Origin of the sequence: Streptomyces sp. M92 (assembly GCF_028473745.1) — a bacterium.
In the GTDB taxonomy this organism is placed as follows: domain Bacteria; phylum Actinomycetota; class Actinomycetes; order Streptomycetales; family Streptomycetaceae; genus Streptomyces.
The window spans coordinates 2179750-2206148 of sequence record NZ_CP101137.1 but is presented as its reverse complement, the minus strand read 5'-3'; the positions used below and the strand labels follow the sequence as shown (position 1 = coordinate 2206148).

Here is a 26399-nt window from a genome sequence, read left to right as displayed (position 1 = left end):
CAGACTAGGCCGACCCGGGACCCGGACTAGAACGGGAACCCGCTGCGCCCGTGCTGCACCGAGATCCACTTCTGAGTGGTGAAGGCGTCCAGCATGGTGTCGCCGTTGAGGCGGCCGATGCCGGAGTGCTTCTCGCCGCCGAACGGCACGATCGGCTCGTCGTGCACGGTGCCGTCGTTCACGTGGAACATGCCGGTGTCGATCCGCTTGGCGAAGTTGACGCCGCGCTCGACGTTCCCCGTGTGCACGGCGCCGCTCAGGCCGTAAGGGGTGTCGTTGACCAGGCGTACGGCCTCCTCCTCGCCGTCGAAGGGGACGAGGAAGGCGACCGGCCCGAAGACCTCCTGCCGCAGCAGGGCGGAGCCGGCGGGCAGGCCGGTCAGGACCGACGGCTCGACCAGGTTGTCCGTGACCGTGCCGCGCACCAGGGCGGTGGCGCCCTCGGCCAGCGCCTGCTCGACGACGGCCGTCAGGGCGTCCGCCTGCGAGGAGTTGATCACCGGCCCGATGACCGTCGACGGGTCGCGGGGGTCGCCCGCCTTGAGACCGGCGACCTTGGCGACGAACTTCTCGGTGAACTCGTCGGCGACCGCGCGGTCGACCAGGACGCGGTTGGCGGCCATGCAGACCTGGCCCTGGTGGACGAACCGGCTGAAGACGGCCGCGTCGACCGCGTAGTCGACGTCCGCGTCGTCGAGGACCACCAGCGCGCTGTTGCCGCCCAGTTCGAGCACCGAGCGCTTGAAGTTCGCGGCGCAGACGGTGGCCACGTGGCGGCCGACCTTGTCCGAGCCGGTGAAGGAGATCACCTTGGGGACGGGGTGCTCCAGGAAGGCGTCGCCGATCTCCGCGATGTCGGTGACGACCACGTTCAGCAGGCCGCCCGGCAGGCCGGCGTCCTCGAAGAGCTTCGCGACCAGGGTGCCGCCCACGACCGGCGTGTTCTGGTGCGGCTTGAGGACGACGCCGTTGCCGAGGGCGAGGGCGGGGGCGACCGACTTGAGGGAGAGCAGGAAGGGGAAGTTGAAGGGGCTGATGACGCCCACGACACCGACCGGCACCCGGTAGACACGGTTCTCCTTGCCGTCGACCGGCGACGGGATGATCCGTCCCTCGGGCGCCAGCGACAGGTGCACCGCCTCGCGCAGGAACTCCTTGGCCAGGTGCAGCTCGAAGGCGGCCTTCAGGCGGGTGCCGCCGAGCTCGGCGACGATCGCGTCGCTGATCTCGCCCTCGCGCTCCTCGACCAGGCGCAGCACCTTCTCGAACACCGCGCGGCGGGCGTACGGGTTGGTCGCCGCCCACTGCTTCTGCGCGCGCTCGGCGGCCCGGTAGGCGGCGTCGACCTCGTCGACGGTGGCTATCGTGACCGAGGCCAGCTTCTCGTTGTCGTACGGGTTGAAGTCGATGATGTCCCAGGAGCCGGTGCCCGGGCGCCACTCGCCGTCGATGTACTGCTGGGCGAGGTCGGTGAAGTACGACGACATGTGATCCCTCAATCCCCATAGCTGCCGCCGGCCGTCACGTCCGTGAGCCGACGGCCTGATTGGGCGTCATCGTACTTACGTTTCAGGAGAGTTGGAGAAGCCCTCGGAGAAGGTCCCGGCTCTCGTCCGGCCCCGGGCTGTCCTGCTGGAGTTCCTTCAGCGCGGTCTCGTACTGGGTGACGTCCTCGCCCTTGTCGAGGTACAGGGCGCTGGTCAGCTGCTCCAGGTACACGACGTCCGAGAGGTCGGACTCGGGGAAGCTGAGGATCGTGAACGCGCCACTCTCACCGGAGTGCCCGCCGAAGCCGAACGGCATGACCTGGAGCCGGATGTTGGGCCGCTCCGACATCTCGATGAGGTGCTGGAGCTGGCCGCGCATCACCGCGCGGTCGCCGTACGGGCGGCGCAGCGCGGCCTCGTCCAGGACGATGTGGAACTCGGGCGCGTTCTCGGCGACGAGGTGCTTCTGCCGCTCCAGGCGCAGCGTCACCCGCCGCTCGACGTCCTCCTCGCCGGCGCCCTTCATGCCGCGCCGGACGACCGCGCGGGCGTACTCCTCGGTCTGGAGCAGGCCGTGCACGAACTGCACCTCGTAGACCCGGATCAGCGAGGCGGCGCCCTCCAGGCCCACGTAGGTGGGGAACCAGCTGGGCAGCACGTCGGAGTAACTGTGCCACCAGCCCGCGACATTGGCCTCCTTGGCGAGGGAGAGCAGGGAGTCGCGCTCCTGCTCGTCCGTGATGCCGTACAGCGTCAGCAGGTCCTCGACGTCCCTCGTCTTGAAGCTCACCCGGCCCAGCTCCATCCGGCTGATCTTCGATTCGGAGGCGCGGATCGAGTAGCCCGCCGCCTCCCGCGTGATCCCCCGCGTCTCACGCAGTCGCCTGAGTTGTGATCCGAGCAGCATGCGCCGCACCACCGATCCGGGCTCTCCCGCGCTCACGTTCGCCAGCCTCCCCAACCGTCTTCAGGGGCCGAAGTCTGCCACTAAAACACTCCGAGCAGTACTCGTCCGGTTACGGAAACGGAATCGAGCCAAAGGAAACGCACAGGATCATGCACCGAACGGCCTGGAACCAGCCGCGGACGGAGGTGAAGAGCGGGCGAAGATGACGGAAAAATTGACCAACAAGCGGTACGGGCAGGTCCATTTCGGTCACGTGCACGTGCATCTGCCCTTGCATCTGCGGTACGCATCCGAAACCATGGTCCCGCACCACCGCGCCGCATCGCCTCGGACCGCGAATTTCGGGAGTGCCTCGCATGGGGACGAATGGATCGACCATGCTCGAGCCGTTACGGCAGGGCCTTCCACCACTCGACCCCGCGGCCGTCTCCAACGCCGCCTCCTGTGCCCTGCCACCGAGATTCGAAGCGGTGCGCGAGGCCCGGGGGTTCACCCGCAGGACGCTCGACGGCTGGGGCATGGGCGACCGTTTCGACGACGTCTGCCTCGTGGTCTCCGAACTCGTCACCAACGCCCTGCGCCACGCGCTGCCCGCCGACACACCGCGCACCGCCGAGCAGAACGGTCCCGTCCGGCTGCATCTGATGCGCTGGCCCGAGCGGCTGGTGTGCGCGGTGCGCGACCCCAGTCACGACAGCCCGGTGGCCCGCGAGACGGACGACTTCTCGGCGGAGTCGGGCCGGGGACTGTTCCTGGTCGACTCCTTCAGCGACGGCTGGGGCTGGCACCCGCTCGCCGGGACGCTCGACGGGAAGGTGGTCTGGGCGCTGTTCCGGCTCCCGCAGCCCGGCGTGTGACCCGCCGCCGGGGGGCCTGTGGCGCCCGCGGTGCCTGCTGTGTCCGCGGCGCCTTTCCGCGCCGCGGCCGCACACGTGTCAGCTCGTGACCAGGTGGTCGAACTCGCCGTCCTTGACGCCCAGCAGCATGGCCTCGATCTCTGCGCGCGTGTAGACGAGCGCCGGCCCGTCGGGGAAGCGGGAGTTGCGCACCGCCACCGCGCCGTCGGGCAGCCGCGCGAACTCCACGCACGACCCCTGCGAGTTGCTGTGCCGGCTCTTCTGCCAGGCCACGTCGTGCAACTGCGCGGCGGCCATGCCGTTGTACACGCCGGACGCGTCGTCAGCGGCGTACACGTCGTACCCGTCGTGGTCCACAGGTCGCTCCCCGGTGGTGCACTGGCTGATGTGGCCATTGATGCAGTGGTCAACTGATCCGGATCATAGCTCCGTTCACGTGCAGATGCATGAGCAAATGCACGTGCACGCGGGGTGTTCCCTCAGTTACAGCTTTGACGACCGCTTTACCGAGTCCTGCACTCTTTGACGCCCGCTCCGAAGAACTCGTTCCCCCGTATGCCCCCGAATTCGGAGAACATGCAACAACATGCACCAACACCCGGGGGCCCGCTCGGTCGAGCGGGCCCCCGGGTCGCGGCGCCGGTGGACGGCCGGCGGCGCGGGTCAGCGCACGGAGTACGGCAGCAGCGCCATCTCCCGCGCGTTCTTGATCGCCCTGGCCAGCTGCCGCTGCTGCTGGGACGTCACCCGGGTGACGCGGCGGCTGCGGATCTTGCCGCGGTCGGAGATGAACTTCCGCAGCAGATCGGTGTCCTTGTAGTCGATGTACGTCACTCCCGCCTGGTCCAGCGGATTGGGCCGCTGCTTGGCGGGCTTGCGGTCGCTCTTGCGGGGCATGGGGTCTCAGACCTCCAGGAGGGTGTCGAAGGCGGACGGCAGGCGCTCCCAGGCGGCCTGCCCGGCGGCGTACTCGGCGTCGGTCAGCAGGCACGACTCCAGGAGCCGTTCGAGGCCGTCGCGGTCGAGGCCGGGGGACGTGAAGACCAGGTGCTGGCAGCGGTCGCCGTGCTCCGGGTGCCAGTCCAGCGCGGCGGCGGCGCGGCGCACGGGCGGGACCATCTCCCACGCGGCGTCGGGCAGCGAGGCGAGCCAGGGCCCCGCGCTCTCCACGCACAACGCCCCGCCCGCGGCGTCCCAGTGCAGCAGCGTGTCCGCCTTGTCGGCGAGCCAGAACCGGCCCCGGCTGCGGGCCGCGGCACAGGTCAGGTCCTCCAGCGCCGCGTAGAGCCGCTCCGGGTGGAAGGGCCGGCGGCGGTGCCACACCAGGGTGGAGACACCGTGCGCGTCGGCCTCGGCGGGCAGCAGGGCGCAGGCCGGGTGCTGGGCGGCGGCCGCGGCCTCGACGTCGAACCCGGCCCGCGCGGCACGGGCCAGCGGGGCGCAGGGGCCGTTCCGGTCTCCGTGGCCGCCGGCCGGGTCACCCTGCCCGATCGGGACCCGGCGGGCCGTCGGGTGGAGCTGGGCCAGCAGCTCGCGGTCCTCGTCGTCGGCCTGAGGGGAGTCGGCGAGGGCGAGGACGGGGGCGTACTCCAGCTGGCGCGCGAAGGTGTCGGCGACGGTGCGCTGGTCGGTGGCCGCGGCGGCGAGACCGCCCTCGGCGAGGTCGTCGCCGTTGCCGAGGTACGGCAGCACGAGTGCCGGGTCGACGGCGGTGATCACGCCGGTGACGGTGAAGCCGCCGGCCGTCACCACCTCGGCCATCGCCTTGGGCTCCACGGAGTCCCACAGCTCGACGACCGCCAGCGGGGTGCCTCCGGCGTGCGCGAGCCGTGCCAGCTCGGGGACGAGGTCCTCGCGCAGGGCGCAGCAGGCGCAGTCGTTGACGAGCGGCGCCTCACCGGCGGAGCGGATGCCGGTGGCGTCCCGCACGGTCCGTACGACCGTGCCCGCGGTAGCCGTGGCGAGGTCGTGGTGGAGTACGACGCTGCCGGGCACGTCGGCCAGGAGCCGGGCCACGGCCGCCTTGCGGGCGTCGGCGTGCAGTCCGCCGACGATCACCACGGGCAGGGCCGGGCGCTCCGGCCCGCTCACGCCCCGCCCCGCTTCCCGTACCGGCGCTCGAAGCGCTCGACGCGGCCGGCGGTGTCCAGGACGCGGGCGGTGCCGGTGTAGAAGGGGTGGCTGACGTCCGAGATCTCGACGTCGACGACCGGATACGTGTGGCCGTCCTCCCACTCGATGGTGCGCTCGCTCGTCATGGTCGAGCGGGTGAGGAAGGCGTAGTCGGCGGCGCGGTCGCGGAAGACGACCGGGCGGTACTCGGGGTGGATTCCCTTGCGCACGGCGGGTCAGCGCTCCTCTCGGAAGTCGACGTGGCGGCCGGCCACCGGGTCGTACTTGCGCAGGACCAGGCGGTCGGGGTCGTTGCGCCGGTTCTTGCGGGTGACGTAGGTGAAGCCGGTCCCGGCGGTGGACCGGAGTTTGATGACCGGGCGGAGTTCGTTGCGTGCCATGGCTGCTATCTTACTGAAAATGAATTCCATTAACAGCTAGGGGTCGTCCGACCCGAAGGAGAGGTACGTCACCGTGTCCGCCCACTGCATGCTCACCGGGGCCCGGCCCGGCTTCGGCAACCGGATCTCGCACTCCCACCGGCGGACCTCCCGCCGCTTCGACCCCAACGTCCAGACCAGGCGCTACTGGCTGCCGAGCGAGAACCGGCACGTCCGGCTGAAGCTGAGCGCGAAGGGGATCAAGACCGTCGACGCGATCGGCGTCGAGGCGGCGGTGGCGCGCATCCGTGCCCGGGGAGTGAGGATCTGATGGCGAAGAAGAGCAAGATCGCGAAGAACGAGCAGCGGCAGCGGACCGTCGCGCGGTACGCCGCGCGCCGGGCCGAACTGAAGGAGATCGTCCGCCGGCCGTCCTCCACGGAGGCCGAACGGCTCGCCGCCCAGCGGGAACTGCGCCGGCAGCCCCGCGACGCGAGCGCCACGCGGGTGCGCAACCGCGACCAGGTCGACGGGCGCCCGCGCGGTTATCTGCGCACCTTCGGACTGTCCAGGGTGAACCTGCGTGAGCAGGCACACGCCGGGCATCTTCCCGGGGTGCGCAAGGCCTCCTGGTAGCTTGCGGCTGTCTTGGGGCCGAACGGCCGTCCGGCAACAGCTTGGAGCTTCCGGTGACACGGGTGACGGTGGACAGCACGGCGAGCACGGCGAACGCGACTGGCACGGCGAACGCGACTGGCACGGCGAACGCGACTGGCACGGCTAGGAGTACGGCTGCGGGTACTGCTGTGAGTACTGCTGTGACTGCGCCCGGAAGCACCGGGGGCCCGCGCGGGCGGTCGGCCCGGTCGATCCGGTCGGCCCGGCGGTCCGTGCGGGCCGCGGCCGTGGCCGTCGGGCTGATGGGCGCCCTGGCGCTGACCGCGTGCACCGACAGCGGCGACTCCGACGACGGCGGCTCGGGCGGGGACAAGTCCTCGGCGGTGCCCAGCGCCTCCGCGAGCGCGAGCTCGCAGACCGGCGGCGGCACGGGCGGGTCACCCTCCGCGGCCGGGCAGTTGGAGGGCAGCTGGCTCGCCACCGCCGACGGCCAGGCGGTCGCACTGATGGTCACCGGCGACGAGGCCGCCCTCTTCGCCACCGGCGGGACCGTGTGCAGCGGCACCGCCGGTGAGGAGTCCGGCACCCGGACCATCCGCCTGAAGTGCACCGCCGGCAGCGACGACCGGGCGAGGGGCACGGTCGAGTCGGTCGACGACACCTCACTGAAGGTGACGTGGGAAGGCGGCGTCGGCGAGGAGACGTACACCAGGTCCGAGGGCGGCTCGCTGCCGCCCGGCCTGCCGACCGAGGGCCTCGGTTCCTGAGCCGGGCCGCCACCGCGCGGTGCACTACCGCAGCGGCCGTCGGCGCTCGACCCGCGCGTCGTCGGCGGCGCGGGTGCCCTCCGTCCAGCCCGCCGCGTCGGAGACACCGCGCAGGCGGGTCGTGGTCGTCTCCGGGAACAGGCGCTCCAGCCGGTCGGTGACCGCGACCTCGCGGGAGGCCAGGACCGGCAGGAGGTCCACGCCCGCCGCCGCACCGCCCTCGGCGGTGGCCGCTTCGGCCGCCGCCCGGAGCCGGGTGCCCGCGCGGTGTGCGTACGCGGCGAGGAACGACTGCCGGAAGGTCTTGGTCCGCTTGCGCCCGCCGGCACGCTGCGCGGCCTCCGCCTTCGCCATCGCGGCCTCGGCCTGCACCAGCAGCGAGGTGTAGAGGAGTTCGACCGACTCCAGGTCACCCTCGAAGCCGACGACCGTGGAGAAACCGAGGGCCTCGTTCCACACCGCGCGGCAGTGGTTCGCGTCGGCCACCGCGTCCAGCAGCACCGCCTTGGCCTGTTCGTACGGCGGCTCCACCCCGATCCGGCAGGCTCCCGGCGCGTCGGGCGCGGGGGCGCCGGCCGCCAGCAGCGCCTCGTCGACGCTGTGCCGGGCCATCAGCTCCTGCGCCTTGGCGCTCAGCGCCTCCGCCTCCTCCGGGTACCCGGTCGCCTCCGCCTTGGCGAGCAGTGCGCGGATACGCGCGAGGGCGCGGGACTCCGGCCGGGCCTCGCCGCGCGGCGCGCCCGGCGCCCGCGGCGCCTCCAGCGGTTCCAGCACGGGCAGCCGCAGCAGCAGGCGGTACAGCTCCAGTACGGCGGTGGCGTGCGAGAAGCGGTCGGTGCGGGGCGGCGCCTGGTCCGGTACGGCGTCGAGCTGGGCGGTCCAGCGGGGCCCGCGCGGGCGGTCGTGCGGCGCCTGGGCACGGATCAGCGCCGCCACCAGCCGCACGTGCGTGTCGTCCAGCTCGCGCCGCACGATCCGTACGAGGTCGGCGGGCTGCCAGCCGCGCCGCCAGGCGGTCGCCACGAACTCCTCGCCCCGCCGGGCCAGTTCCGCGTCCGCCGCCGGGTCGGCGGCCAGCAGTGAGGCGGCGCCGTCGAGAGCGGCGTCGCCGGTGTCGTACAGGGCGGTCTCGAAGGCACGGTCGACGGTGCGGGGCGTACTCACCCGGCGATGGTGCCACGACCACCGGGAACCCGGGCTGTCAACTGCCAGTTGACAGCGAGTGGGGGGCAACCTACGGTTGACACATGACGACGAACCCGAGCATCACGTCATCCGTACGCCTCGACGAACTCATCACGGCGATCAAGAAGGTGCACGCGGAGCCCCTCGAACAGCTCCAGGACGCCGTCATCGCCGGCGAACACCTCGGTGAGGTGGCCGACCACCTCATCGGCCACTTCGTGGACCAGGCCCGGCGTTCGGGCGCGTCCTGGACGGACATCGGCAAGAGCATGGGCGTCACCCGGCAGGCCGCGCAGAAGCGGTTCGTGCCCAAGGAGTCCGCCGACCTCGACGCGAACCAGGGCTTCAGCCGCTACACGCCCCGTGCCCGCAACGCCGTGATGGCCGCCCACAACGCGGCCAAGACCGCCGGCAACACCGAGGGCCTGCCCGAGCACCTGGTCCTCGGCCTGCTCACGGAGAACGAGAGCCTCTCCGCCAAGGCGATCGCCGCACAGGGCGTGGCGCCGGACGCGGTGCGGGAGGCGGCGACCGCGGCGCTCCCGCCCGCCGCGGCGGAGGTCCCGGAGCTGGTGCCCTACGGCCCCGCCGCCAAGAAGGTCCTCGAGCTCACCTTCCGCGAGGCCCTGCGCCTCGGCCACAACTACATCGGCACCGAGCACATCCTGCTCGCCCTGCTGGAGCACGAGAACGGCGAGGGCGTGCTCAGCGGGCTCGGGCTCGGCAAGGAGGCCACCGAGCGGTACGTCACCGAGGCGCTGGCCCAGTTCATCGAGGTGGCCCGGGAGTCGGAGGGGACGGAGGCCGACCGCCAGGAGGGCTGAGCCGACGCCCCGGTGGTCACGGCGGGGGGCCGTTGTCAGTCCCTGCTGCGACACTCGCGACATGGCCGACCGGTGGGCGCTCGCCGTGGCCGAGGACGGTGGCGTGGAGGTCGCCCCCCTCGGCCCCGGCGGGCTGCCCGCGGGACCGGTGCGGCGGGAGCCCGGCCCGGCCGAGGCGGTCCGCGCCCGGCCGGACGTCTCGCGCTGGGTGTGGCGGTCCACCTCCGAGATCCACCCGCGCCTGCTCGCCGAGGGAGTCCGGGTCGAGCGCTGCTACGACGTGGAGGCCGCCGAGACCCTCCTGCTGGGCCACGAGGGGCACTACGGGCAGCCCCGCTCGGCCGCCGCCGCCCTGGCCCGGCTGCGCGGTGGCCCCGTACCGCCCGATCCGCCGCAGCGCTCCGCCGAGCCCGGCGCGCAGTCCTCGCTCTTCGAGCCCCAGGGCGTCCACCTCCGCCTGGACGACCTGCTCGCCGTCTACGCCGAGCAGCAGCGCCGGCACGACCGGTCCGCGCACCCCGGCCGGCTGCGGCTGCTGACGGCCGCCGAGTCGGCGGGGATGCTGGTGGCCGCCGAGATGAACCGCGCGGGGCTGCCCTGGCGGGCCGACGTGCACCGCGAGGTCCTGCACGACCTGCTCGGCGAGCGGTACGCGGGCGGGGGCGAGCCACGCCGCCTGGCGGAGCTGGCCGAGGAGGTGTCCGCCGCCTTCGGCCGCCGGGTGCGGCCCGACCTGCCCGCGGACGTGGTCAAGGCGTTCGCGCAGGCCGGTATCAAGGTCGGCTCCACCCGCCGGTGGGAGATCGAGTCCGTCGACCACCCGGCCGTCAAGCCGTTGATCGAGTACAAGAAGCTGTACCGGATCTGGGTCGCCCACGGCTGGTCCTGGCTCCAGGACTGGGTGCGCGAGGGGCGCTTCCGGCCCGAGTTCCTGGCCGGCGGCACCGTCACCGGCCGCTGGGTGACCAACGGCGGGGGCGGGCTCCAGATCCCCAAGGTGATCCGGCGGGCCGTCGTCGCCGACCCGGGCTGGGTCCTGGTCGTCGCCGACGCCGACCAGATGGAGCCGCGGGTGCTGGCGGCGATCTCCAGGGACCCCGGCCTGATGGAGGTGGCCGGCCGGGAGACCGACCTGTACCAGTCCGTCTCCGACCGCGCCTTCTCCGGCGACCGTGACCGGGCCAAGCTCGCCGTGCTCGGCGCGGTCTACGGCCAGACCTCCGGCGACGGCCTGAGGAACCTCGCCGCGCTCAGACGCCGCTTCCCCCGCGCGGTGGCGTACGTCGACGACGCGGCCCGTGCGGGGGAGGAGGGGCGGCTCGTGCGGACCTGGCTGGGGCGCACCTGCCCGCCGGCCGCCGGTTCCTCCGACGACGCGTCCGAGGAGGCCGGCATCCCGCAGGAGGAGCGGCCGCCGGACGTCCCCGGCCCGCAGGAGTGGGTGCCCGGCTATGCCTCCACCAACGCCCGCGCCCGGGGCCGCTTCGCCCGCAACTTCGTGGTCCAGGGCTCCGCCGCCGACTGGGCCCTGCTGCTGCTCGCCGCACTGCGGCAGGCCTGCGCGGACATGGCGGCGGAGCTGGTCTTCTTCCAGCACGACGAGGTGATCGTGCACTGTCCGAGGCAGGAGGCCGACGCCGTCGTCGCGGCGATACGGGAGTCGGCGGAGCTGGCGGGGCGGCTGACGTTCGGCCCGACGCCGGTGCGGTTTCCGTTCACCACGGCGGTGGTGGAGTGCTACGCGGACGCGAAGTGAGCGGCGCGCGGGCACCCGGCCCGCCGTCAGATGACGGGCGGCCGCCCCAGCCGGGTGAGCCGTCCCACGGTCCGCCACCGCATCGGCCGCCGCTCCCCCGCGGGCCTGCGCATGCCTTCCACGAACCCGCCGAACCAGGCCCGCAGCCCGCCGAGCGACCGGTTGCGCGCCACCGTGAGCAGCACCCACACGCCGAGGTGGACGGGGATGAGCGGCAGCGGCAGCCGGCGCCGGGCCAGCCAGACGCGGTTGCGGGCGTTGACCCGGAAGTAGACGGCGTGCCGCGCGGGCGAGGTCTTCGGGTGCTGGAGCAGCAGCTCGGGCGCGTAGAGGATGCGCCAGCCGGCGTCGGCGGCACGCCAGGCGAGGTCGGTCTCCTCGTGCGCGAAGAAGAACTCGGCGGGCCAGTCACCGACCTCGTCGAGCATCGCCGACCGCAGCGCGTGCCCGCCGCCCAGGAAGCCGGTGACGTACCCGCCCCGCATGGGGTCGCAGGCGCCGACCCGGGGGACGTGCCGCCGCTGTGTCTCGCCGTGCTCGTCGGCGATCCGGAAGCCCACGATGCCGAGCCGCTCGTCGGACGCGAACAGCTCCCCGACCCGACGCAGCACATCGGCGTCCACGAGGAGCCCGTCGTCGTCCAGTTCCACGACCACGTCGGTGTCACCGAACTCCCGCAGCCGCGCGAGCGCCACGTTCCGTCCGCCGGGACAGCCGAGGTTCTCCTCGACCTCGATCGCCGTGACCTCCCCGGGCAGCGACAGCCGTGCGGCGAACTCGGGCAGCGGGCAGCCGTTGCCGACGATCACGATCCGGGCGGGCGGCACGTCCTGCTCGGCCACGGACTCCAGCAGGGCGTCGACCTCGGCGGGCCGGTTCCCCATGGTGACCACGGCGACGGCGATCCTCGGCACCCCGGCGTCCCGGCCCGTGTCCTCGCCCATGCCCACACCTCGTTCCGGCCGACAGCGTGTGCGCGATGCTAACCGTTCACGACCGCGATTCACGGCGTACGCCCGTGGGTGGCTCCGCGGTTCGCCGCACTGGCGGCGGTCACCGGCACACGGAGCAGAGACGAAAAACCCCGGCCGGAAGCGATTCCGACTCGGGGTTTCGATGGAGTCGCCTTCGGAATTCGAACCCGGGATCTACGCATTACGAGACCATGAGCGATCATGCTGCGTGGTGCTTTGTTGCGCTGCCTCATGACGTTCTTCCTGATCAGAGCATGTGCAGCAGCTTGGCCTGTGCCACCCCGTGCTGCACCGTCCAAAGGCGTCCGTCCACCGACTGTCCACCGGCGGTGCTCCACTGTCGGACCTCTACAAGCCGTCGCCAGCGCTCTACATGCGAACCATGGCGGATGCAGCAATGTGAACCCTTCGTGAAAACACGCAGCCTCTCTGTGTTGACTTCGTGTTTCAATCGTTGATCGATTGAATCGAGCATCGTGTCCGGCGGCACTCCTCGAACGCGGGGGGGGGATCCGCAGAGCACGGTACGGCGGGGGATCTGGGGGATGTATGACGGAGCGAATACGGTTCAGCCTGCTCGGACCGCTGGAGATCAAGGTGGACGGGCGCCCTGTGCGGGTGAGCAGCGGCCGGCAGCGGGCGGTGCTGACGATGCTGCTGATCTCTCCGGACCGGGTCGTTTCCGTGGACGCCCTCACCGAGACGGTATGGCAGGGGACGCCGCCCGCCACCGCTCGTAACCAGATCGCCATCTGTGTCACCTCACTGCGCAAGACGTTCCGGGCGGCGGGGGCGGACGACGGGCTCATCGAGACGCGCCACCCCGGGTACATCCTGTCCTCGCGGAACTGCCGGATCGACCTGAAGAAGCTCGGCGAACTCATCGGGCGGGCCCGCCTCGCGGCCGCGCACGACGACCGGGCACCGGAGGCCACCGAACTGTTCGAGCAGGCCCTCGGGCTGTGGCGGGGGCAGGCCCTGGACGGCCTCGGCGGCGGCCGGATCGACGACACGGTCACCGAACTGAACGAGCTCTGGCTCGACGTGAACGAGGAGTTCGCCGCCCTCCAACTCCGGCTCGGCTGGCACCGGCCCGTCATCGCGCGGTTGACACCCCTGGTCAGGGAGCACCCGCTGCGCGAGCAGGCCCGCGCTCACCTCATGCAGGCGCACCACCTGGCAGGGCGGCGCGCCGAGGCACTGCAGCTCTACCGGCTTGGCCGCGAGGCGCTCGTGGAGGAACTGGGAGTGGAACCGGGTCCCGCGCTGCGGGAGATGCACCGCCAGGTGTTGCAGGAGGAGGACGGACCCGGCGCCGCTCCGCGCGGTAAGGCCCCGGCGGCACCAGCGGCTCCGGCGGTGGCCGCGCTGACGGCGGGGGCGTCGGTACCGGCCCAGCTTCCGCTGCCGGCGGCCGCCTTCACCGGCCGCGAGCCCGAACTGGCGACGCTGGACGAGCTGCTGCCGGGCCAGGACGACGGGGTGCTTGCCGTCGCCGTCGTCTCCGGGGTCAGCGGGGTCGGCAAGAGCGCCCTGGCCGTGCACTGGGCGAACGGGGCGGCCCGGCACTTCCCCGACGGGCAGCTCTTCATCGATGTCCACGGCTACCGCGAGGACGACCAGCCCCTGTCGCCGATGACGGTGCTCGACCAGGCGCTCCGCGCGCTCGGGGTGTCCAGCGCGCAGATACCCGCGGGGCTGCCGGAGCGCTCGGCGCTGTACCGGTCCGTGCTGAGCGGCAGGCGGCTGCTGATCATCCTGGACGACGTGCGGTCCTCCACCCAGATCAGACCGCTGCTGCCCGGGCGCGGCCAGTGCGTCGTCCTGGTGACCAGCCGCGACCAGCTGGACGAACTGGCCGGGGACTACGCCGCCGTGCACATCCCGCTGAAGGTGATGACACCCGACGAGGCCGACCGGATGCTGGCGGCGGTGATCGGGACCGAGCGGGTGGCCACGGACCCCGTGTCGGCAGCCCGGCTGGTCGAGCTGTGCGGACGGCTCCCGCTGGCGCTGCGGATCGCGGCGGGGCGGCTCGCCACCCGGCCGCACTGGTCACTGCACCAACTCACGTCCCGTCTGGAGGACCGGTTCAGCAGGCTCGACGTGCTGAGCCCGAACGACGGCGGGGTACGGGCCGGATTCCAGCTCAGCTACCGCGAGCTGTCCCCGGAAGCGGCGCAGCTCTACCGGCGGCTGGGTCTCCTGCCGGTGACCACGTTCACCGGCTGGATGGGAGCGGCGGTGCTCGACGTGGGCGTGCACCGGGCCGAGGACCTGATCGAGCAACTGGTCGACGCGCAGCTGCTCGAGGTGTCGACGCCTGAGGCCGGCACCCTGCAGAGCCGCTTCCGCATCCAGGAACTGCTCCGGCTGTTCGCATGGGAGCGGGCCTGCGTCGAGGACGGCGAGCAGGAGCGGGAGGCTGCCGTGGCACGCGCGTTCGGCACGCTGCTCACCCTGGCCGACGAGGCCCACCGGAGGCTGTACGGCAAGGGCACGCTCATGCCGCACCGGGCGCGGCACGCGGTCGCACTGCCCGGGACCACGGTGGCCCGGCTGCTCGCCGACCCGATCGAGTGGTTCGAGTCGGAGCGCACCACCGTCCTCGGCCTGACCGGGCATGCGGCCCAGAACCCGGCGCTCGGACACGCCTGGGAGCTGATCGCGCGGACGGTCCCGCTGTTCGAGACGCGCAACTACCTGGACGACTGGGAGCAAGCGGCCCGGGTGTCCCTGGAAGCGGCGCGGGCCGCCGGGGACGGCCTGGGCGCGGCGGTGATGCTGCGTTCGCTCGGCACGCTCGCCATCACCCGCCGCCGGTACGGCGATGCGCAGGAGCTGCTTTCGCAGGCGATGGAGCTGCTCGACGGGCGGTCGGCGGACGGCAGCGGGGAGCGGGCGCTCGTGCTGCGCAACCTCGCCCTGTGCGACCGCTTCAAGGGGGATCTGGACAGGGCGGCCCACTTCTGCCGGTCCGCGCTCGACCACTTCGAGCACGGCGACGATCTCGCGGAACGCTCGCACGCGCTCGGGCTGCTGGCGCAGATCGAGTTGGAACGGGGCGATACGGAAGCGGGCATCGCGCTCGCCCGGGAGGCGATCAGGTCGGGCGAGGCGGCCGGGTCCGTGCGGGGCAAGGCCCAGAACATCTACCGGCTCGCGGAGGCATATCTGCGGGCGGGAGAGGTGCGGTCGGCCGAGGATGCGTGCCGGGAGGTCGTCTCCCTCACCCGGGTGCAGGGTGACAGGCTCGGTGAGGCGTACGCGCTGCGCGCCCTCGGCGAGACCCAGTGGCGCCAGGACCGGCCGCACGAGGCGGAGGCGACTCTGAAGGAGGCACTGGCCGTGGCGGAGGAGGTCGCGGACCGGTTCCTCCAGGCCCGTACAGAGGTGGACCTCGCGTGCGCGGAGGCCACCCGGCGGGGCGCGGGGGCCGTGAGTCGGCTCCGCCGGGCGCGGGAGGTCTTCCGCGGGATGGACGCCGGGAGCTGGGAGCGCCGGGTGGGCCGCGCGCTGGACAGGGTGGTGGCCGGCGAGCGGGAGGGGGTCGTCGTGAAGGCCACGGTGCTCGCCCGGGAGCTCGCCGCGCGGTAGCAGGGGCGGGGCGCGGGGGAAATCGGAGTGAAAGGCGGGCTTCCTATGTTCGGGGGATGAGACGCCTTGGGGTAGACGTGGTGCCGTTCCGCGGGGTGCGGGTCGGCGCGGGAGGAGTCCTCGCCTTCGACAAGTGGCCCGCACTGTACGGGTACGAGTGGGGCGGCGGCCGGCGCGGGATCATCGGTGCGGTGCGGCTGACCGGTGCGGTGGTGCCGCACGAGGATGTGGCGGCGGAGGCCGTGGAGGAGCGGGTGGCTTTTCTGCGGGCGGGGCGCGCACAGCTGGAACCGGTGCTGCTCGGGTACCGGGGCGGCGACGGCGGGGCCGCCGGGGTGCTGGAGCGGACCGCGCGCGAGGAGACCGCGCTGCTGGACGCGTGGGACCCGGACGGCGTACGGCACCGGCTGTGGGCGATCACCGGCCGCGCCGACCAGGGGGTGGTACGTGCTGACCTCGGTGTCCGGCAGGCGCTGATCGCGGACGGGCACCACCGCTGGGCGACCTACCGCGAGCTGCGGGAGGTGGACGCGGCGGCCGGGGAGTTCGGGCTGGCACTGCTCGTGGACACCGGCCGCCATCCGTTCGCCATGGGCCCCATCCACCGGGTGCTGCCCGGGCTGCCGCTCCGCGACGCGCTGGCGGCGGTCGGGGGCCTCTTCCGCGTACGGCGGCTGCCCGGTGGCTGCGTGGAGGCGCTCGAAACGCTGGACGGACGGGCGGCGGGCCTGGAGGTGCGGGGCAACGCCTACGTGGTCACGGACGGGCGGGCCTTCCACCTGCTGGACGCGCCCGCCCCGGAGCTGACCGGGCACACAGTGCGTCACGACCGGCCCGCGCGCTGGCGGGAGCTGGACGCCACGGTGCTGCGTGACACGCTGCTCGGCCACTTGTGGAAGGTGCCCACGCACGACGCGCGGCAGGTCGGGCACGCGCACGACGCGGACGAGGCGGTGCGGCGAGCGGACGGCGGGACGGCGGTCCTGATGCGTCCGGTCGGTGAGGACGTGGTGCGCGAGCTGGCGCAGGCCGGTGTCACGCTGCCCTGGAAATCGACGTCCTTCGAGCCCAAGCCGCTGCGCGGGCTGGTCTTCCGGATGCTGTGAGCGAGGTGGGGACGGCAGGGGTGGGGCGGCCCGGAGGACGGGGCCGCCCCGCCTTCGCTCAGGCCGGTACCGGCACGGACCGCGTGGCCGTGGCGACAGCTCGGGCCAGGGCGTCGTTCGTGGCCAGGTGGCGAGCGCTCAGGCCGCCCGCCATAAACTGTTCGCGCATCGCGGCACGCTGGATCTTCCCGCTGGTCGTCCGCAGTACGGCGCCGCGCCGGACCAGGGCGACCGCACCGGGCCGGACGCTGAACGCGCGGGTGATGTCGGCCCTGATCCGCTCCGCGAGCGGCCCGAGCGCGTCGGACCGTACCCCGCCGCGCACCTCGTGCACCACGACGAGCTGTTCGTCCACCTCGCCGTCGTCGGTCGTCGCCGGTACGAGGAACGCGGCGCCGAACAGGCCCACCAGGTCCTCGTGGCCCGCACGCATGAAGTGCTCGATGTCCTGCGGGTAGATGTTGCGGCCGCGCAGGATGATCAGCTCCTTGATGCGGCCGGTGACGTACAGGTCGCCGTCGTGGACCGTGCCCAGGTCGCCGGTCCTTACGTATCCGCCGTCGCCCTGGGCGGTGCGCGCGCCGAAGGTCGCGGCGGTGGCCTCGGGGCGGTCCCAGTAGCCGCGGGCGACGCTCGGACCGCGCAGCCACAGCTCACCGACCCGGCCCGCCGGCAGCGCCGCCAGGGTGGCGGGGTCCACGACCGCGATGTCGTAGTCGAGGGCGGCACCGCAGCTCACCACCGGGCGGCCCGGCCGGTCCGCGTCTACCGGGGTGAACGCATGCTCCTCCAGGGCCGCTTCGTCGACCCGGGTGACGGTCAGCTCGCGCGGCCCGGTGCCGGAGACGAACACGGTCGCCTCGGCCATGCCGTAGCAGGGGAGCATCGCGTCGGCGCGGAAGCCGGCGGGCGCGAACCGCTCGCTGAACGCGGTCAGGGTGGATGCCTGGATCGGCTCCGAGCCGTTGGCCGCGTACCGCCAGCGGGAGAGGTCGAGTGTGGCGAGCTGCTCGTCGGTGATCTGGCGGGCACACAGCTCGTACGCGAAGTTGGGCCCCGCCGACCAGGTGATGCCGTAGTCGTCGATGACCTTCAGCCACCAGTACGGGCGCTTGAGGAAACTCGTCGGGCTCATCAGGACGCAGGAGCCGCCGAGCAGCAGCGGCGGCAGCAGGATGCCGAGCAGACCCATGTCGTGGTACTGCGGTATCCACGAGCCGAAGCGGGTGGTGCGGTCGAGGCCGAACGCCCGGCTGAGACCGTCCGAGTTGTGCAGCAGGTTCCCCTGGGTCACCATCACGCCCTTGGGGTCCGAGGTGGAGCCCGAGGTGAACTGGAGAAGGGCCAGGTCGTCGTGGGTGATCGCGTCGGGCATCACCCAGGCGTCCGCGTGCGCTTCGGTCAGCTCGGGGCCGTCGGTGACCAGGCAGGCGGGGGCGGTGTCCGAGGCGGCCGCCCAGTCGAGGACGGACGGCGCGACCGCCTCGCTGGTGAGCACCACGGAGACGGTGGCGCTGCGCGCGATGGAGTCGACGCGGCGCCGCTGGTGGGCGTAGGCGCCCGGCAGCGACGAGGGGACGGCGACCACACCCGCGTACAGGCAGCCCACGAAGGCGGCGGCGAACTGGAGGCTCTCGGGGTAGAGGAGCAGAACGCGGTCGCCCGGTGTGCACAGCTCCTGGAGCCGGCCGGCGATCTTCCGTGCCTCGTGGTCGAGCCGTTCGTAGGACCATCGCTCGTGGCTCTCCGGGCCCGGGGACGCGGGGTCGCGGACGAAGACGACGGCGGTCTCGCCGGGTGCGGCGGATGCGTTCTCGCGGATGCGGGCCGTGGCGCTCGACGCGGACGGCAGGGCGCTGGGCTGCCAGGACATGTTTCCCCCAGGGGGTCGGCTGGATCGGGCGGAGCGGGCTGGGCGGGGTGTACGGGGCCGTGGCGGCGGGGTCACCAGTCGTCGTCCGCGCCGAGGGCTAGCAGCGAGTCCAGCTCGCCCGCCCGCACCAGGGCGGGGCCGGTGACCGGGTCCTCGGGGCCGTCGACGGCGGCGGTGAGCAGCTGGACGTAGTGGTCGAGCAGCCGGCGCACCGTGCTCTCGTCGAACAGGTCGGTGGCGTAGCGGAAGACGGCCGTCAGGGACGTCGAGCTCTGCCGCATCTCCACCGAGATGTCGAACTGGCCCTCCAGCATGGGGACGTCGACGAAGGCGACGTCGAGACCCGCGTACCGGGTGGTGGTGCCGGTGGCGGCGGCCTCGGTAACGCGTTGCAGGAGCGGTTCCAGCCGGGTGGGCGCGACCATCGTGAACGCCATCCGCACCGGCGGGTTCCGGGTGCTGTACGGGTCCTCGCCCGCCAGCAGGGCGTAGGGGAAGGCGACGTTGCGCATCGCCGTCATCACCTGGCGCTGGGCCGCCCCCGCGGCCTGGGCGAACGTCGTCTCAGGTGTGAAGTGCGCCGGAACCACCAGGGTGTTGACGAGATAGCCGACGACCTGGCGCATACCGGGGCCGCTGCGGGTGGTGGTCGGGGTGCCGATGAGGAAGTCGCGCCGGCCGCCGTAGCGGTGCACCAGGCTCTGGAAGACGCCGAGCAGCAGCGCGAAGCCGGTGACCTTGGTCCGCCGGGCCGTCTCCCGCAGGCGCGGCACCAGCTCGTCGGGCAGCCGCAGTTCGCAGGTGGCACCGTGCAGGACACCCGCCTCGGCGGCGGCGCGGGGGCGGTCGGTGGGCAGCTCGCCGGCCGGCGCCCCGGCGCAGAAGTCCGCCCAGAAGGCGGCGAGTTCCGCGCGCCGGGGGCTGCTCAGGACACGCTGCTCCTCGGCCACGTAATCGTCGAAGGTGCTCCTCAGCGGGGGTGGCGGCTGGTCCGCGTACAGGTCCAGGAGGTCCTGGAGGAGCAGCCACTGGGAGGTCGCGTCGGAGACGATGTGATGGGTGCACACCGCGAGGACGGCGTCCGTCGGAGAGCGGCGTACGAGGAGGGCGCGGGAGGTGCCCTCGGCCGTCAGGTCGAAGGGCAGCCTGCCGAACTCGGCGACGAGCTCGGTGAGGTGGCCGTCGTCGGCGGACTCGGGTACGTCCATGACCTCCAGGGGGAGCAGGGCGGGGGGACCGGGCACGCGCTCGGGGCCGCCGGGGCCCTCCGTGAAGGTGGAGCACAGGACGTCGTGGCGTTCGGCCAGGGCGTACAGGGCGTGCCGCAGGCGGCTCTCGTCCAGGGCGCCGCGCACGCGCAGGGCGGCCTGGACGTTGTAGGCGGGGCTTTCCGGGGCCATCCGGTACAGGAACCAGAGGGCCTCCTGGCCCACGGACAGCGGTCTGCCGGGGGCCGTGGTCATCGCGGGTCGGCGATCTGCGCGTGGATGTGGGTGGTGAGGGCGTCCACGGTGGGGTGGTCCCAGGCGAGGGTGGCCTCCACGACGATGCCGAACTGCTCCTCGACGTCCCCGCAGAGGGTGAGGGCGTAGACCGAGTCGAGACCGATCTCCACGAGGAGGGCGTCGGAGGCGATGTCCTGCGGCGTCACGTCGAGGAAGTAGGCCACCCGCTCGGTGAGCCACTCACGGACCTCCTCCGGCGTCCGGACGGTGGTCGTGGTGGTCGTGGTGGCCTGGTCGGTGCTCATGGGTGCTCCTTGGCGGGTGGAAAGGTGGTGTGAGGCTGCGGGATGCGGGCCGCCGGCGGTACGTCGGCGGGCGCGGGTCAGGTGCGGGTGAGCGACAACGGGCTGTCGCTGCCCGTGAGGGAGTCGAAGAGGACGGCCTCGGTCTCCGGCGGGAGGGCCGCGGCGTGCCCCAGGCGGGCCGCCAGGCGGGTCAGGGCGGCGGTCAGCCAGTGCGGCGACGTGAGGAACGGGTCCGCCGCGTGCTGGTTGTGGAACCAGATCCCGAGGCAGGCCGAAGCGGCCGCCAGATGGGCGTAGCGGTCGGCGAGGACGTACCCCGCCCGGCCCGCCATCACCGAGGTGTCCGTGGGCCGCAGGGCGAGACAGCGCTCCCGCAGGTCCGCCAGGTCGGCGCGGAACAGGGCGACCAGGCGGGCGGCGGCGTCCGGCAGGAGCTCCGCCACGCCCGGGTGGCCCAGCGTCGCGGTCAGCCGGTCGGCACCGCGCGCGGTCAGTTCGAGGGCCTGGTAGTCGATGTCGCCCAGCGGCGCGTCCAGCCGGAACAGGCCCGCCGGCGGGTGCTCGGCGAGCCCCCAGCTCGTGGCGGCCATCCGGGGCAGCTGGGGCAGCATCGTCGCCAGGCAGACGGAGGCGTTGGCGTGCGCGAAGGTGATCGCGGGCAGATCGCGGGCGAACTTCTGGAAGACCGCGTAACCGCCGTCACGAAGGAAGGAGTTGGCGCTGAGAATCGCCCCCAGGTCACGGCTCGCCCGGTGCAGGAGCTTGGGGGCCAGGTATTTGTTGGCCGCCGTGAGGACGCTCGTCTGGTCGGGCAGGACGTGCAGCGCGCGGCAGGAGACCGTGGTGAGGGCGTCGGCGGCCAGCAGATCGGCGTACGCGGCGACCAGGGTGGCCCGCGCGTGCGGCAGGTCGGCGACCCGGCGCCCGTACAGCCGGCGCTCCAGGGTGAAGCGGGTCACCGTACGCAGGATCGTGTCGAAGGCGCCGGCCATCATGCCGGGGGCGACGGCGCGGGTGGTCTGGAAGGCGCGCAGGACGGTCTCCATGGCGCCGCCCACCGGTCCGATGTGGGCGTCGGCGGGGACCGGGAACGCGGTGAACTCGGCGCCGCCGATGAGGCAGCCGCGCAGGCCCGCCGTGGGGAAGCGCTCGTCGCGCCGCACCCGGTCGGCGTGGCCTTCGGTGAAGTCCACGAAGACGTGCGAGTGGCTGCGGTTGCCGGGGCCCTCGCCGGTGCGGGCGAGCAGCACGACGGCGTCGGCGCGCCCGATGTTGTTGACGACCTGCTTGCGCCCGTCCAGCAGCAGCCGGCCGCCGTCGGGGGTGGCGGTGAGGTCGGTGCGGGTGAAGTCGTTGCCGTGCGGGAGCTCGTTGTATCCGGCCGCCGTCCGGCCGCCGGCGAGCAGGATGTCGGCCATCCGGCGCTGCTGCGCCGGGCTGCCGGAGGTCCACATGGCGGAGCCGGAGATGTAGTTGGTGAAACCGTAGCCGAGGGCCAGCGTGGGGTCGCGGCGGGAGACCGCGCGCATCACGTGCATGAGGCGCTCGATGTCGGTGAGCCGGCCGCCCAGGCGGGCCGGTACGAACTCGGCGTTCAGCCCCCATTCGTCGAGGGCTCGTTCGCCCTCGGGCAGCAGCTCGGCGCGCTCGTCGGCGGCCAGGACCGCGTGCAGGCCGAGCGGGTTGGCCGAGTCGTGCGGATCACCGAGGACGGCTTCCAGGTCGGCCGTCGAGGGGCGGCCGGTGGTGGGGGCGGGGGCGGTCGGGGTCACGACGTCTCCTGGAGCTGCGGTACGGCGGCGGACCGGACGGGCCGCCCGGCGTCGTCCGGGGAGGGGGCGAGGGGGAAGGGCAGCAGCGAGAACATGTGTCCGCCTGCGTGCTGGTCGAGGAGGTGGGGCAGCAGGTCGTCCAGGACGGCCTCCTCGTCCCCGGTCCCCTCAGCGGGCAGCCGGCCCGGCGCCAGCCGGGCCGCGAGCCGGGCGAGACACGCCTCCAGCCAGAGGCCGTCGCGCCAGGCGCCCCCGGTGCGGGCGGCCCGGTTGCGCAGGAAGATCTGTACGCAGGCCGCCGCGGCCGCGCACAGCGTGTACCGGTGGGCCAGGTCGAAGGCGTCGGCGGGCACGTCGCGGGGTGTGGGCCGGTGGGCCGCCATCCGCTCGTGGGTCTCGTCGGCGACTTCGCGCAGGTGCGCCGCGCGGTCGGCCAGGGACGCGGGCACCGCGCCGGCGTCGGCCAGCGCGCGCAGCGCGTCGGCTCCGGCGGGCAGCGACGCGGTGACGCTGTTGCCGCCCCGGGAGGTCAGTTCGAGCCGTACGGGATCGAACTCCGGTACCGGCAGGCCGAGGTCGGCGGCCGTGGCGAGCGCGTCGGCCTCGGTGCGCCCGGCCCGGTAGCCGCGGGCGAGTGAACCGAACTGGTTGATCAGGGCGTTGAGGTTGACCAGCGAGTTGCCGTCGAAGATGCCGACGATGCGGTGGTCACGCTCCAGCTTGGCGAACGCGCCGTGCGCGAAGTCCTCGCTGAGGAAGGACCGCGCGCCGAGGAACTGCCCCATGTCGGTGATCAGTTGGTCGACGGTCGTGGGCACCAGGTACTTGAGCGTGGGGGACGCGACGCTCATCTCCTCGGTGAGCGTGTGCACCCCGCGCGCCGCGAGGAGGGTGACGGCCTCCGCCGTGAGCAGGTCCGCGTACGCCTCGGTCAGGGAGCGGCGGGCCTGCGGGAGATCGATGAGGCGCTTGCCGTACAGCTGGTGCTCCAGGCCGAAACCGGTGGCGATGCGCAGCGCGTGGTCGCCCGCCCCGAGGGACAGCGAGGCGCACAGGGTGCGGGTGATCTGGAGGGCCCGCAGCACCGTCTCGATCCCGCTGCCCTCCGCACCGAGCAGGACGGAGGCGGGCACCCGCGCGTCGGTGAAGGAGATGCCGCTGATGTCGGCGCCGCGGATGCCGTGGGTGCGGGCGGCGGGCAGCGGGGTGTGGGTGCCGTCGGCGAGCGTCGACCGGTCGACGAGCAGCAGGCTGTAGCCCCGGGTGCCGCCCTCGGGTGCGGTGCGGGCGAGTACGCAGATCAGGTCGCAGCGGGTGGCGTTGTTGATCAGCCACTTCTCGCCGTCGAGCCGGTAGCCGCCGTCCGGGGTGCGGGTCGCGGTCAGGGTGCCGGAGAGCAGGTCGCTGCCGTGCTCGCGCTCGGTCAGGCCCCAGGAGACGACCGCGCCGGCCGCGACCCGCTCGCCCAGGGCACGGGCCTGCTCGGCCGAGCCCGCGACCCAGGTGCTGACCGCGCCGAGATAGGTCTTGGTGTGCGCGATGGCGACGGTCAGGTCCCGCCGCGCCACCACCCGGACCAGGTGCAGCAGGTCCTCGTAGCTGTGCAGGGCGCCGCCGTGGCGGGCCGGCACGTAGTGCGCGGGCAGGCCCGCCGCGTCGAGGAGGCGCACCTGGTCGGCCGGGAAGTCCTCGGCCGCGTCCAGCTCGCGCAGCCGGCCCGGGAAGAAGGGCAGATCGGCGCGGGCGGGGTCGCCCAGCTCCCGGTCGAGAGCGCCGGCCAGCGCGTACGGCGGGTAGTCCGGTGCGGGCCGCGGTCCCTTCCGCGTCACCACGTCCTGGCTCTCCCCCTGCCCGATGCGTCCCTCCGCATCCGCACTCCCCCCGGAAACGACGGTCCTCCCGGAATCCACGACCTCACCTGAATCCACTGCCCCCACCTGAATCTGCGAACGGTTCACGGCTGTTTCTGATGACCTCAGTCTTGGCCAACAAGGGGCCCCTGTGGCGGTCCCGAGCTGTCAGGACCTTGCGGTGACACTTCCCTGCCATGGCCAAACCCGTTCCCAGGCGAAGTCGCGCTCTACTGTCCTCAGTGCACGCCCAACAGGTGAGGGGGAATCCATGCCGAGCGCATCGCATTCGGGGATTCTGGGGACGATCGGCAAGACACCTCTGGTGAAGCTGGACCGCATGTTTGCTGGCGGGAGCGCTCATGTCTACGCCAAGATCGAGCGGTTCAATCCAGGGGGCAGCATCAAGGACCGGAGCGGCCTGAACATGCTCCTCGAAGCGCTGCGCAACGGCGACATAGAGCCGGGACGTTCGGTGATCGTGGAGTCGAGTTCGGGAAATCTCGCAGTAGGGCTCGCACAAATATGCAGGTATTTCAACCTGCGCTTCCTGTGCGTGGTGGACGCCAAGACCACGGAACAGAACCTGGCCATTCTCCGGGCCTACGGAGCCGAAGTGGAGGTCGTCGACGAACGCGATGAGGAGACAGGCGAGTTCCTGCCCAACAGATTGCGCCGTGTGCGCGAACTCATGGCACGGATTCCGCACGCTTATTCGCCCAACCAGTACGCGAACCTGTTCAACCCGAAGGCGCACGAGAACACGATGCACGAGATCGTCGAGGCCCTCGACGGCCGCGTCGACTATCTCTTCGCCTCGGTGAGCACCTTCGGCACGCTGCGCGGCTGCGCGGACTACCTGCGCAAGGCGGGCCTCGCAACCAAGGTGGTCGCGGTCGACGCCGAAGGCAGCGCGATCTTCGACCGGTCGCCCACCCGCCGCCTCATCCCCGGCCACGGGGCATCGGTGCGGCCGGCCCTGATGGACCCGGCGGCGGCGCACGAGGTGATCCACGTCTGTGATCTCGACTGCGTGGTGTTCTGCCGGCGGCTGGTCGGGCGCGAGGCGATCCTGGCCGGCGGGTCGTCCGGCGCGGTGCTCGCCGCCGTGGACAAGTTCCTGCCGCGGATCGAGCCGGGATCGGTGTGCGCCGCCATCTTCCCCGACGGCGGGGACCGCTATCTCAAGACCATCTACTCCGACGACTGGGTGCGGGACCACTTCGGTGAAGTCTCGCACCTGTGGAAAGGCTGACCCCCCATGCTCGTAATCCGGCAAGCGGATGTGGAGAAGCTCCTCAGCAACAAGGAGCGGGAACACATCGATGCCGTCAGGGCGACCTATCTGCTCCACGAGCAGGGCGCCACCGTCATTCCGCGCTCCGTCTTCCTGCGGTTTCCCGACCAGCCGTCCGACCGCATCATCGGGCTTCCGGCCTTCCGGGGCGGGGAACACCCCGCGGCAGGGATGAAGTGGATATCCTCCTTCCCCGGCAACGTACAGTCGGGTATTCCCCGGGCGAGCGCCGCCATGCTGCTCAACTCCCTGCGCACCGGCCATCCGGAGGCGCTGCTCGAAGGATCCCTGATATCCGCCGCGCGCACGGCCGCTTCCGCCGCGCTCGCCGCCGAGATGCTCACCCGGGAGAGCCGGCCCACCGGAATCACCCTGGTCGGCTGCGGCGTCATCAACCTGGAGATCCTGCGCTATGTGAACGCGGCGATCGACACCCTGGAAGAAGTGACGATCTACGACAGTTCCGCGGCTCGCGCCGGGGAATTCGCGCGCCGCTGTGCGGAATTGCTTCCGCAGGCCCGCGTCGCCGTCGTGGATTCCCTCGACGTGGCGCTCGCCGCCCAGCGGCTGGTGTCGTTCGCCACCTCCGCCGGCGTCCCGCACACCGATCTGACCGCGGTGGCGGCCGGTTCGGTCGTCCTGCACGTCTCGCTGCGCGACATCGCCCCCGAGACCCTGCTGCACACGCACAACATCGTCGACGACGCCGATCACGTCTGCCGTGAGCTCACCTCGCTGCACCTGGCCGAACGCATGAGCGGCCACCGCCGCTTCATCGACGCCTCGATCGGTCAGCTCATCGCCGGGACCCGCGCCTTCACGCCGGACCCGGACAAGGTGACCGTCTTCTCCCCGTTCGGCCTCGGCGTCCTCGACCTCGCCCTCGCCGTCGAGGTGCACACCGCGGCCCGTGAGCTCGGCCTCGGCGTCGACATCACCGACTTCCTCGCCTGAGCGCGCCCGCAGCCACCGCGGGCGCGACCACGGCGCCCCGGGCGCCGGACACCACCCACCACCCCTTTTCCGAAGGAGAACCACCATGTCCAGCGAGCAGACCTCCTACCGCGTCGTCCTCAACGACGAGGAGCAGTACTCGATCTGGTGGACGGACCGCGCCCTGCCCGCCGGCTGGCAGGCCGAGGGCACCGAGGGAACCCGCGAGGAGTGCCTCGCGCGGATCGCCCAGGTGTGGACCGACATGCGTCCGCTGAGCCTGCGCGAACGCCTCGCCGCCTGATCACCGTCCCGCGAGGGCCCCGCTCAGGGCCCGTTCCCTCCATCCCATGC

Annotated in this window: 25 protein-coding genes; 11 read left to right on the top strand and 14 right to left on the bottom strand. The window is 72.5% G+C overall.

Going from position 1 to position 26399, the window contains the following annotated elements; genetic code table 11:
• Positions 1–26: 26 nt before the first annotated feature.
• Both M6G08_RS09995 and M6G08_RS09990 read right to left on the bottom strand, forming a co-directional pair.
• Entirely contained in the window at positions 27–1487 is a 1461-nt protein-coding gene (locus M6G08_RS09995) for an aldehyde dehydrogenase family protein (RefSeq protein ID WP_272586816.1), read from the bottom strand.
• An 82-nt stretch (positions 1488–1569) separates the two neighbouring features.
• The gene (locus M6G08_RS09990; protein WP_524540352.1) at positions 1570–2406 is read right to left on the bottom strand and encodes a Sco1979 family transcriptional regulator; all 837 of its coding nucleotides are present in this window, start codon (positions 2404–2406) and stop codon (positions 1570–1572) included.
• A gap of 365 nt (positions 2407–2771) precedes the next feature.
• Between M6G08_RS09990 and M6G08_RS09985 the strand changes: the two genes are divergently transcribed.
• A complete protein-coding gene (locus tag M6G08_RS09985) occupies positions 2772–3251 on the top strand; it encodes an ATP-binding protein (RefSeq protein WP_272586815.1) in 480 nt (159 codons plus the stop codon).
• Positions 3252–3329: 78 nt separating this feature from the next.
• On the opposite strand, the gene M6G08_RS09980 is transcribed toward M6G08_RS09985, so the two are convergent.
• From M6G08_RS09980 to rpmG, 5 genes are all read right to left on the bottom strand, one after another.
• Positions 3330–3608, bottom strand: a complete 279-nt coding sequence (locus tag M6G08_RS09980) for a DUF397 domain-containing protein (RefSeq protein WP_383139596.1) — start codon at positions 3606–3608, stop codon at positions 3330–3332.
• A 306-nt stretch (positions 3609–3914) separates the two neighbouring features.
• Positions 3915–4148, bottom strand: coding sequence for a 30S ribosomal protein S18 (gene rpsR / locus M6G08_RS09975; RefSeq protein WP_272586814.1), 234 nt, complete (start codon positions 4146–4148; stop codon positions 3915–3917).
• Between the two features lie 6 nt (positions 4149–4154).
• On the bottom strand, positions 4155–5342 hold the full coding sequence (locus tag M6G08_RS09970; RefSeq protein ID WP_272586813.1) for a CobW family GTP-binding protein: 1188 nt from the start codon (positions 5340–5342) through the stop codon (positions 4155–4157).
• Entirely contained in the window at positions 5339–5593 is a 255-nt protein-coding gene (locus M6G08_RS09965; RefSeq protein WP_272586812.1) for a type B 50S ribosomal protein L31, read from the bottom strand. Before M6G08_RS09965 ends, M6G08_RS09970 begins: the two co-directional genes overlap by 4 nt.
• Positions 5594–5599: 6 nt before the next feature.
• Positions 5600–5764, bottom strand: a complete 165-nt coding sequence (rpmG, locus tag M6G08_RS09960; protein WP_019329852.1) for a 50S ribosomal protein L33 — start codon at positions 5762–5764, stop codon at positions 5600–5602.
• Positions 5765–5837: 73 nt separating this feature from the next.
• Between rpmG and rpmB the strand changes: the two genes are divergently transcribed.
• The 3 genes from rpmB to M6G08_RS09945 all read left to right on the top strand — a co-directional run bounded on the left by rpmB (position 5838) and on the right by M6G08_RS09945 (position 7128).
• Complete coding sequence (rpmB, locus tag M6G08_RS09955; RefSeq protein WP_073726658.1) at positions 5838–6074, top strand: 50S ribosomal protein L28; 237 nt, start codon at positions 5838–5840, stop codon at positions 6072–6074.
• The gene (rpsN, locus tag M6G08_RS09950) at positions 6074–6379 is read left to right on the top strand and encodes a 30S ribosomal protein S14 (RefSeq protein WP_272586811.1); all 306 of its coding nucleotides are present in this window, start codon (positions 6074–6076) and stop codon (positions 6377–6379) included. The genes rpmB and rpsN overlap by 1 nt, the downstream gene beginning before the upstream one ends.
• Before the next feature lie 284 nt (positions 6380–6663).
• The gene (locus M6G08_RS09945; protein WP_272591298.1) at positions 6664–7128 is read left to right on the top strand and encodes a hypothetical protein; all 465 of its coding nucleotides are present in this window, start codon (positions 6664–6666) and stop codon (positions 7126–7128) included.
• 24 nt (positions 7129–7152) lie between these two features.
• Here M6G08_RS09945 and M6G08_RS09940 read toward each other — a convergent pair whose 3' ends face one another.
• Entirely contained in the window at positions 7153–8292 is a 1140-nt protein-coding gene (locus M6G08_RS09940) for a DUF2786 domain-containing protein (protein ID WP_272586810.1), read from the bottom strand.
• Between the two features lie 83 nt (positions 8293–8375).
• Here M6G08_RS09940 and M6G08_RS09935 point away from each other — a divergent pair, with 83 nt between their 5' ends.
• Together M6G08_RS09935 and M6G08_RS09930 are read left to right on the top strand one after the other, a co-directional pair.
• Positions 8376–9137, top strand: coding sequence for a Clp protease N-terminal domain-containing protein (locus M6G08_RS09935; protein ID WP_272586809.1), 762 nt, complete (start codon positions 8376–8378; stop codon positions 9135–9137).
• 61 nt (positions 9138–9198) lie between these two features.
• Positions 9199–10893, top strand: a complete 1695-nt coding sequence (locus M6G08_RS09930) for a bifunctional 3'-5' exonuclease/DNA polymerase (RefSeq protein WP_272586808.1) — start codon at positions 9199–9201, stop codon at positions 10891–10893.
• Between the two features lie 26 nt (positions 10894–10919).
• Here M6G08_RS09930 and M6G08_RS09925 read toward each other — a convergent pair whose 3' ends face one another.
• Positions 10920–11837 (bottom strand): glycosyltransferase family 2 protein, encoded by a 918-nt coding sequence (locus tag M6G08_RS09925; protein WP_272586807.1) that lies wholly within the window; start codon positions 11835–11837, stop codon positions 10920–10922.
• Positions 11838–12416: 579 nt separating this feature from the next.
• On the opposite strand from M6G08_RS09925, the gene M6G08_RS09920 reads away from it, so the two are divergent.
• Both M6G08_RS09920 and M6G08_RS09915 read left to right on the top strand, forming a co-directional pair.
• A complete protein-coding gene (locus M6G08_RS09920; protein WP_272586806.1) occupies positions 12417–15464 on the top strand; it encodes an AfsR/SARP family transcriptional regulator in 3048 nt (1015 codons plus the stop codon).
• Between the two features lie 56 nt (positions 15465–15520).
• On the top strand, positions 15521–16570 hold the full coding sequence (locus M6G08_RS09915) for a DUF1015 family protein (protein ID WP_272586805.1): 1050 nt from the start codon (positions 15521–15523) through the stop codon (positions 16568–16570).
• Positions 16571–16628: 58 nt separating this feature from the next.
• Here the strand turns inward: M6G08_RS09915 and M6G08_RS09910 are convergent, their stop codons facing one another.
• The 5 genes from M6G08_RS09910 to M6G08_RS09890 form a co-directional block, all read right to left on the bottom strand.
• On the bottom strand, positions 16629–18443 hold the full coding sequence (locus M6G08_RS09910; protein ID WP_272586804.1) for a fatty acyl-AMP ligase: 1815 nt from the start codon (positions 18441–18443) through the stop codon (positions 16629–16631).
• Between the two features lie 71 nt (positions 18444–18514).
• Positions 18515–19906: a condensation domain-containing protein gene (locus M6G08_RS09905; protein WP_272586803.1), complete on the bottom strand. Its 1392-nt coding sequence runs from the start codon at positions 19904–19906 to the stop codon at positions 18515–18517.
• The gene (locus tag M6G08_RS09900) at positions 19903–20193 is read right to left on the bottom strand and encodes an acyl carrier protein (protein WP_272586802.1); all 291 of its coding nucleotides are present in this window, start codon (positions 20191–20193) and stop codon (positions 19903–19905) included. The genes M6G08_RS09905 and M6G08_RS09900 overlap by 4 nt, the downstream gene beginning before the upstream one ends.
• Positions 20194–20270: 77 nt before the next feature.
• The gene (locus M6G08_RS09895) at positions 20271–21965 is read right to left on the bottom strand and encodes an acyl-CoA dehydrogenase family protein (RefSeq protein WP_272586801.1); all 1695 of its coding nucleotides are present in this window, start codon (positions 21963–21965) and stop codon (positions 20271–20273) included.
• On the bottom strand, positions 21962–23797 hold the full coding sequence (locus M6G08_RS09890; protein ID WP_272586800.1) for an acyl-CoA dehydrogenase family protein: 1836 nt from the start codon (positions 23795–23797) through the stop codon (positions 21962–21964). The genes M6G08_RS09895 and M6G08_RS09890 overlap by 4 nt, the downstream gene beginning before the upstream one ends.
• 289 nt (positions 23798–24086) lie before the next feature.
• Here M6G08_RS09890 and sbnA point away from each other — a divergent pair, with 289 nt between their 5' ends.
• The 3 genes from sbnA to M6G08_RS09875 all read left to right on the top strand — a co-directional run bounded on the left by sbnA (position 24087) and on the right by M6G08_RS09875 (position 26349).
• Entirely contained in the window at positions 24087–25070 is a 984-nt protein-coding gene (gene sbnA, locus M6G08_RS09885) for a 2,3-diaminopropionate biosynthesis protein SbnA (protein ID WP_272586799.1), read from the top strand.
• A gap of 6 nt (positions 25071–25076) precedes the next feature.
• A complete protein-coding gene (gene sbnB, locus M6G08_RS09880) occupies positions 25077–26066 on the top strand; it encodes a 2,3-diaminopropionate biosynthesis protein SbnB (RefSeq protein ID WP_272586798.1) in 990 nt (329 codons plus the stop codon).
• Positions 26067–26151: 85 nt separating this feature from the next.
• Positions 26152–26349, top strand: a complete 198-nt coding sequence (locus M6G08_RS09875; protein WP_272586797.1) for an MbtH family protein — start codon at positions 26152–26154, stop codon at positions 26347–26349.
• Positions 26350–26399 lie beyond the last annotated feature (50 nt).

Excerpts from the sequence above, each read along its gene's own strand:
- M6G08_RS09995 (WP_272586816.1), bottom strand. The coding sequence starts at position 1,487 with ATGTCGTCGTACTTCACCGACCTCGCCCAGCAGTACATCGACGGCGAG.
- M6G08_RS09985 (WP_272586815.1), top strand. The coding sequence starts at position 2,772 with ATGCTCGAGCCGTTACGGCAGGGCCTTCCACCACTCGACCCCGCGGCC.
- rpsR (WP_272586814.1), bottom strand. The coding sequence starts at position 4,148 with ATGCCCCGCAAGAGCGACCGCAAGCCCGCCAAGCAGCGGCCCAATCCG.
- rpmG (WP_019329852.1), bottom strand. The coding sequence starts at position 5,764 with ATGGCACGCAACGAACTCCGCCCGGTCATCAAACTCCGGTCCACCGCC.
- rpsN (WP_272586811.1), top strand. The coding sequence starts at position 6,074 with ATGGCGAAGAAGAGCAAGATCGCGAAGAACGAGCAGCGGCAGCGGACC.
- M6G08_RS09945 (WP_272591298.1), top strand. The coding sequence starts at position 6,664 with ATGGGCGCCCTGGCGCTGACCGCGTGCACCGACAGCGGCGACTCCGAC.
- M6G08_RS09935 (WP_272586809.1), top strand. The coding sequence starts at position 8,376 with ATGACGACGAACCCGAGCATCACGTCATCCGTACGCCTCGACGAACTC.
- M6G08_RS09930 (WP_272586808.1), top strand. The coding sequence starts at position 9,199 with ATGGCCGACCGGTGGGCGCTCGCCGTGGCCGAGGACGGTGGCGTGGAG.
- M6G08_RS09925 (WP_272586807.1), bottom strand. The coding sequence starts at position 11,837 with ATGGGCGAGGACACGGGCCGGGACGCCGGGGTGCCGAGGATCGCCGTC.
- M6G08_RS09920 (WP_272586806.1), top strand. The coding sequence starts at position 12,417 with ATGACGGAGCGAATACGGTTCAGCCTGCTCGGACCGCTGGAGATCAAG.
- M6G08_RS09915 (WP_272586805.1), top strand. The coding sequence starts at position 15,521 with ATGAGACGCCTTGGGGTAGACGTGGTGCCGTTCCGCGGGGTGCGGGTC.
- M6G08_RS09910 (WP_272586804.1), bottom strand. The coding sequence starts at position 18,443 with ATGTCCTGGCAGCCCAGCGCCCTGCCGTCCGCGTCGAGCGCCACGGCC.
- M6G08_RS09905 (WP_272586803.1), bottom strand. The coding sequence starts at position 19,906 with ATGACCACGGCCCCCGGCAGACCGCTGTCCGTGGGCCAGGAGGCCCTC.
- M6G08_RS09900 (WP_272586802.1), bottom strand. The coding sequence starts at position 20,193 with ATGAGCACCGACCAGGCCACCACGACCACCACGACCACCGTCCGGACG.
- sbnA (WP_272586799.1), top strand. The coding sequence starts at position 24,087 with ATGCCGAGCGCATCGCATTCGGGGATTCTGGGGACGATCGGCAAGACA.
- sbnB (WP_272586798.1), top strand. The coding sequence starts at position 25,077 with ATGCTCGTAATCCGGCAAGCGGATGTGGAGAAGCTCCTCAGCAACAAG.
- M6G08_RS09875 (WP_272586797.1), top strand. The coding sequence starts at position 26,152 with ATGTCCAGCGAGCAGACCTCCTACCGCGTCGTCCTCAACGACGAGGAG.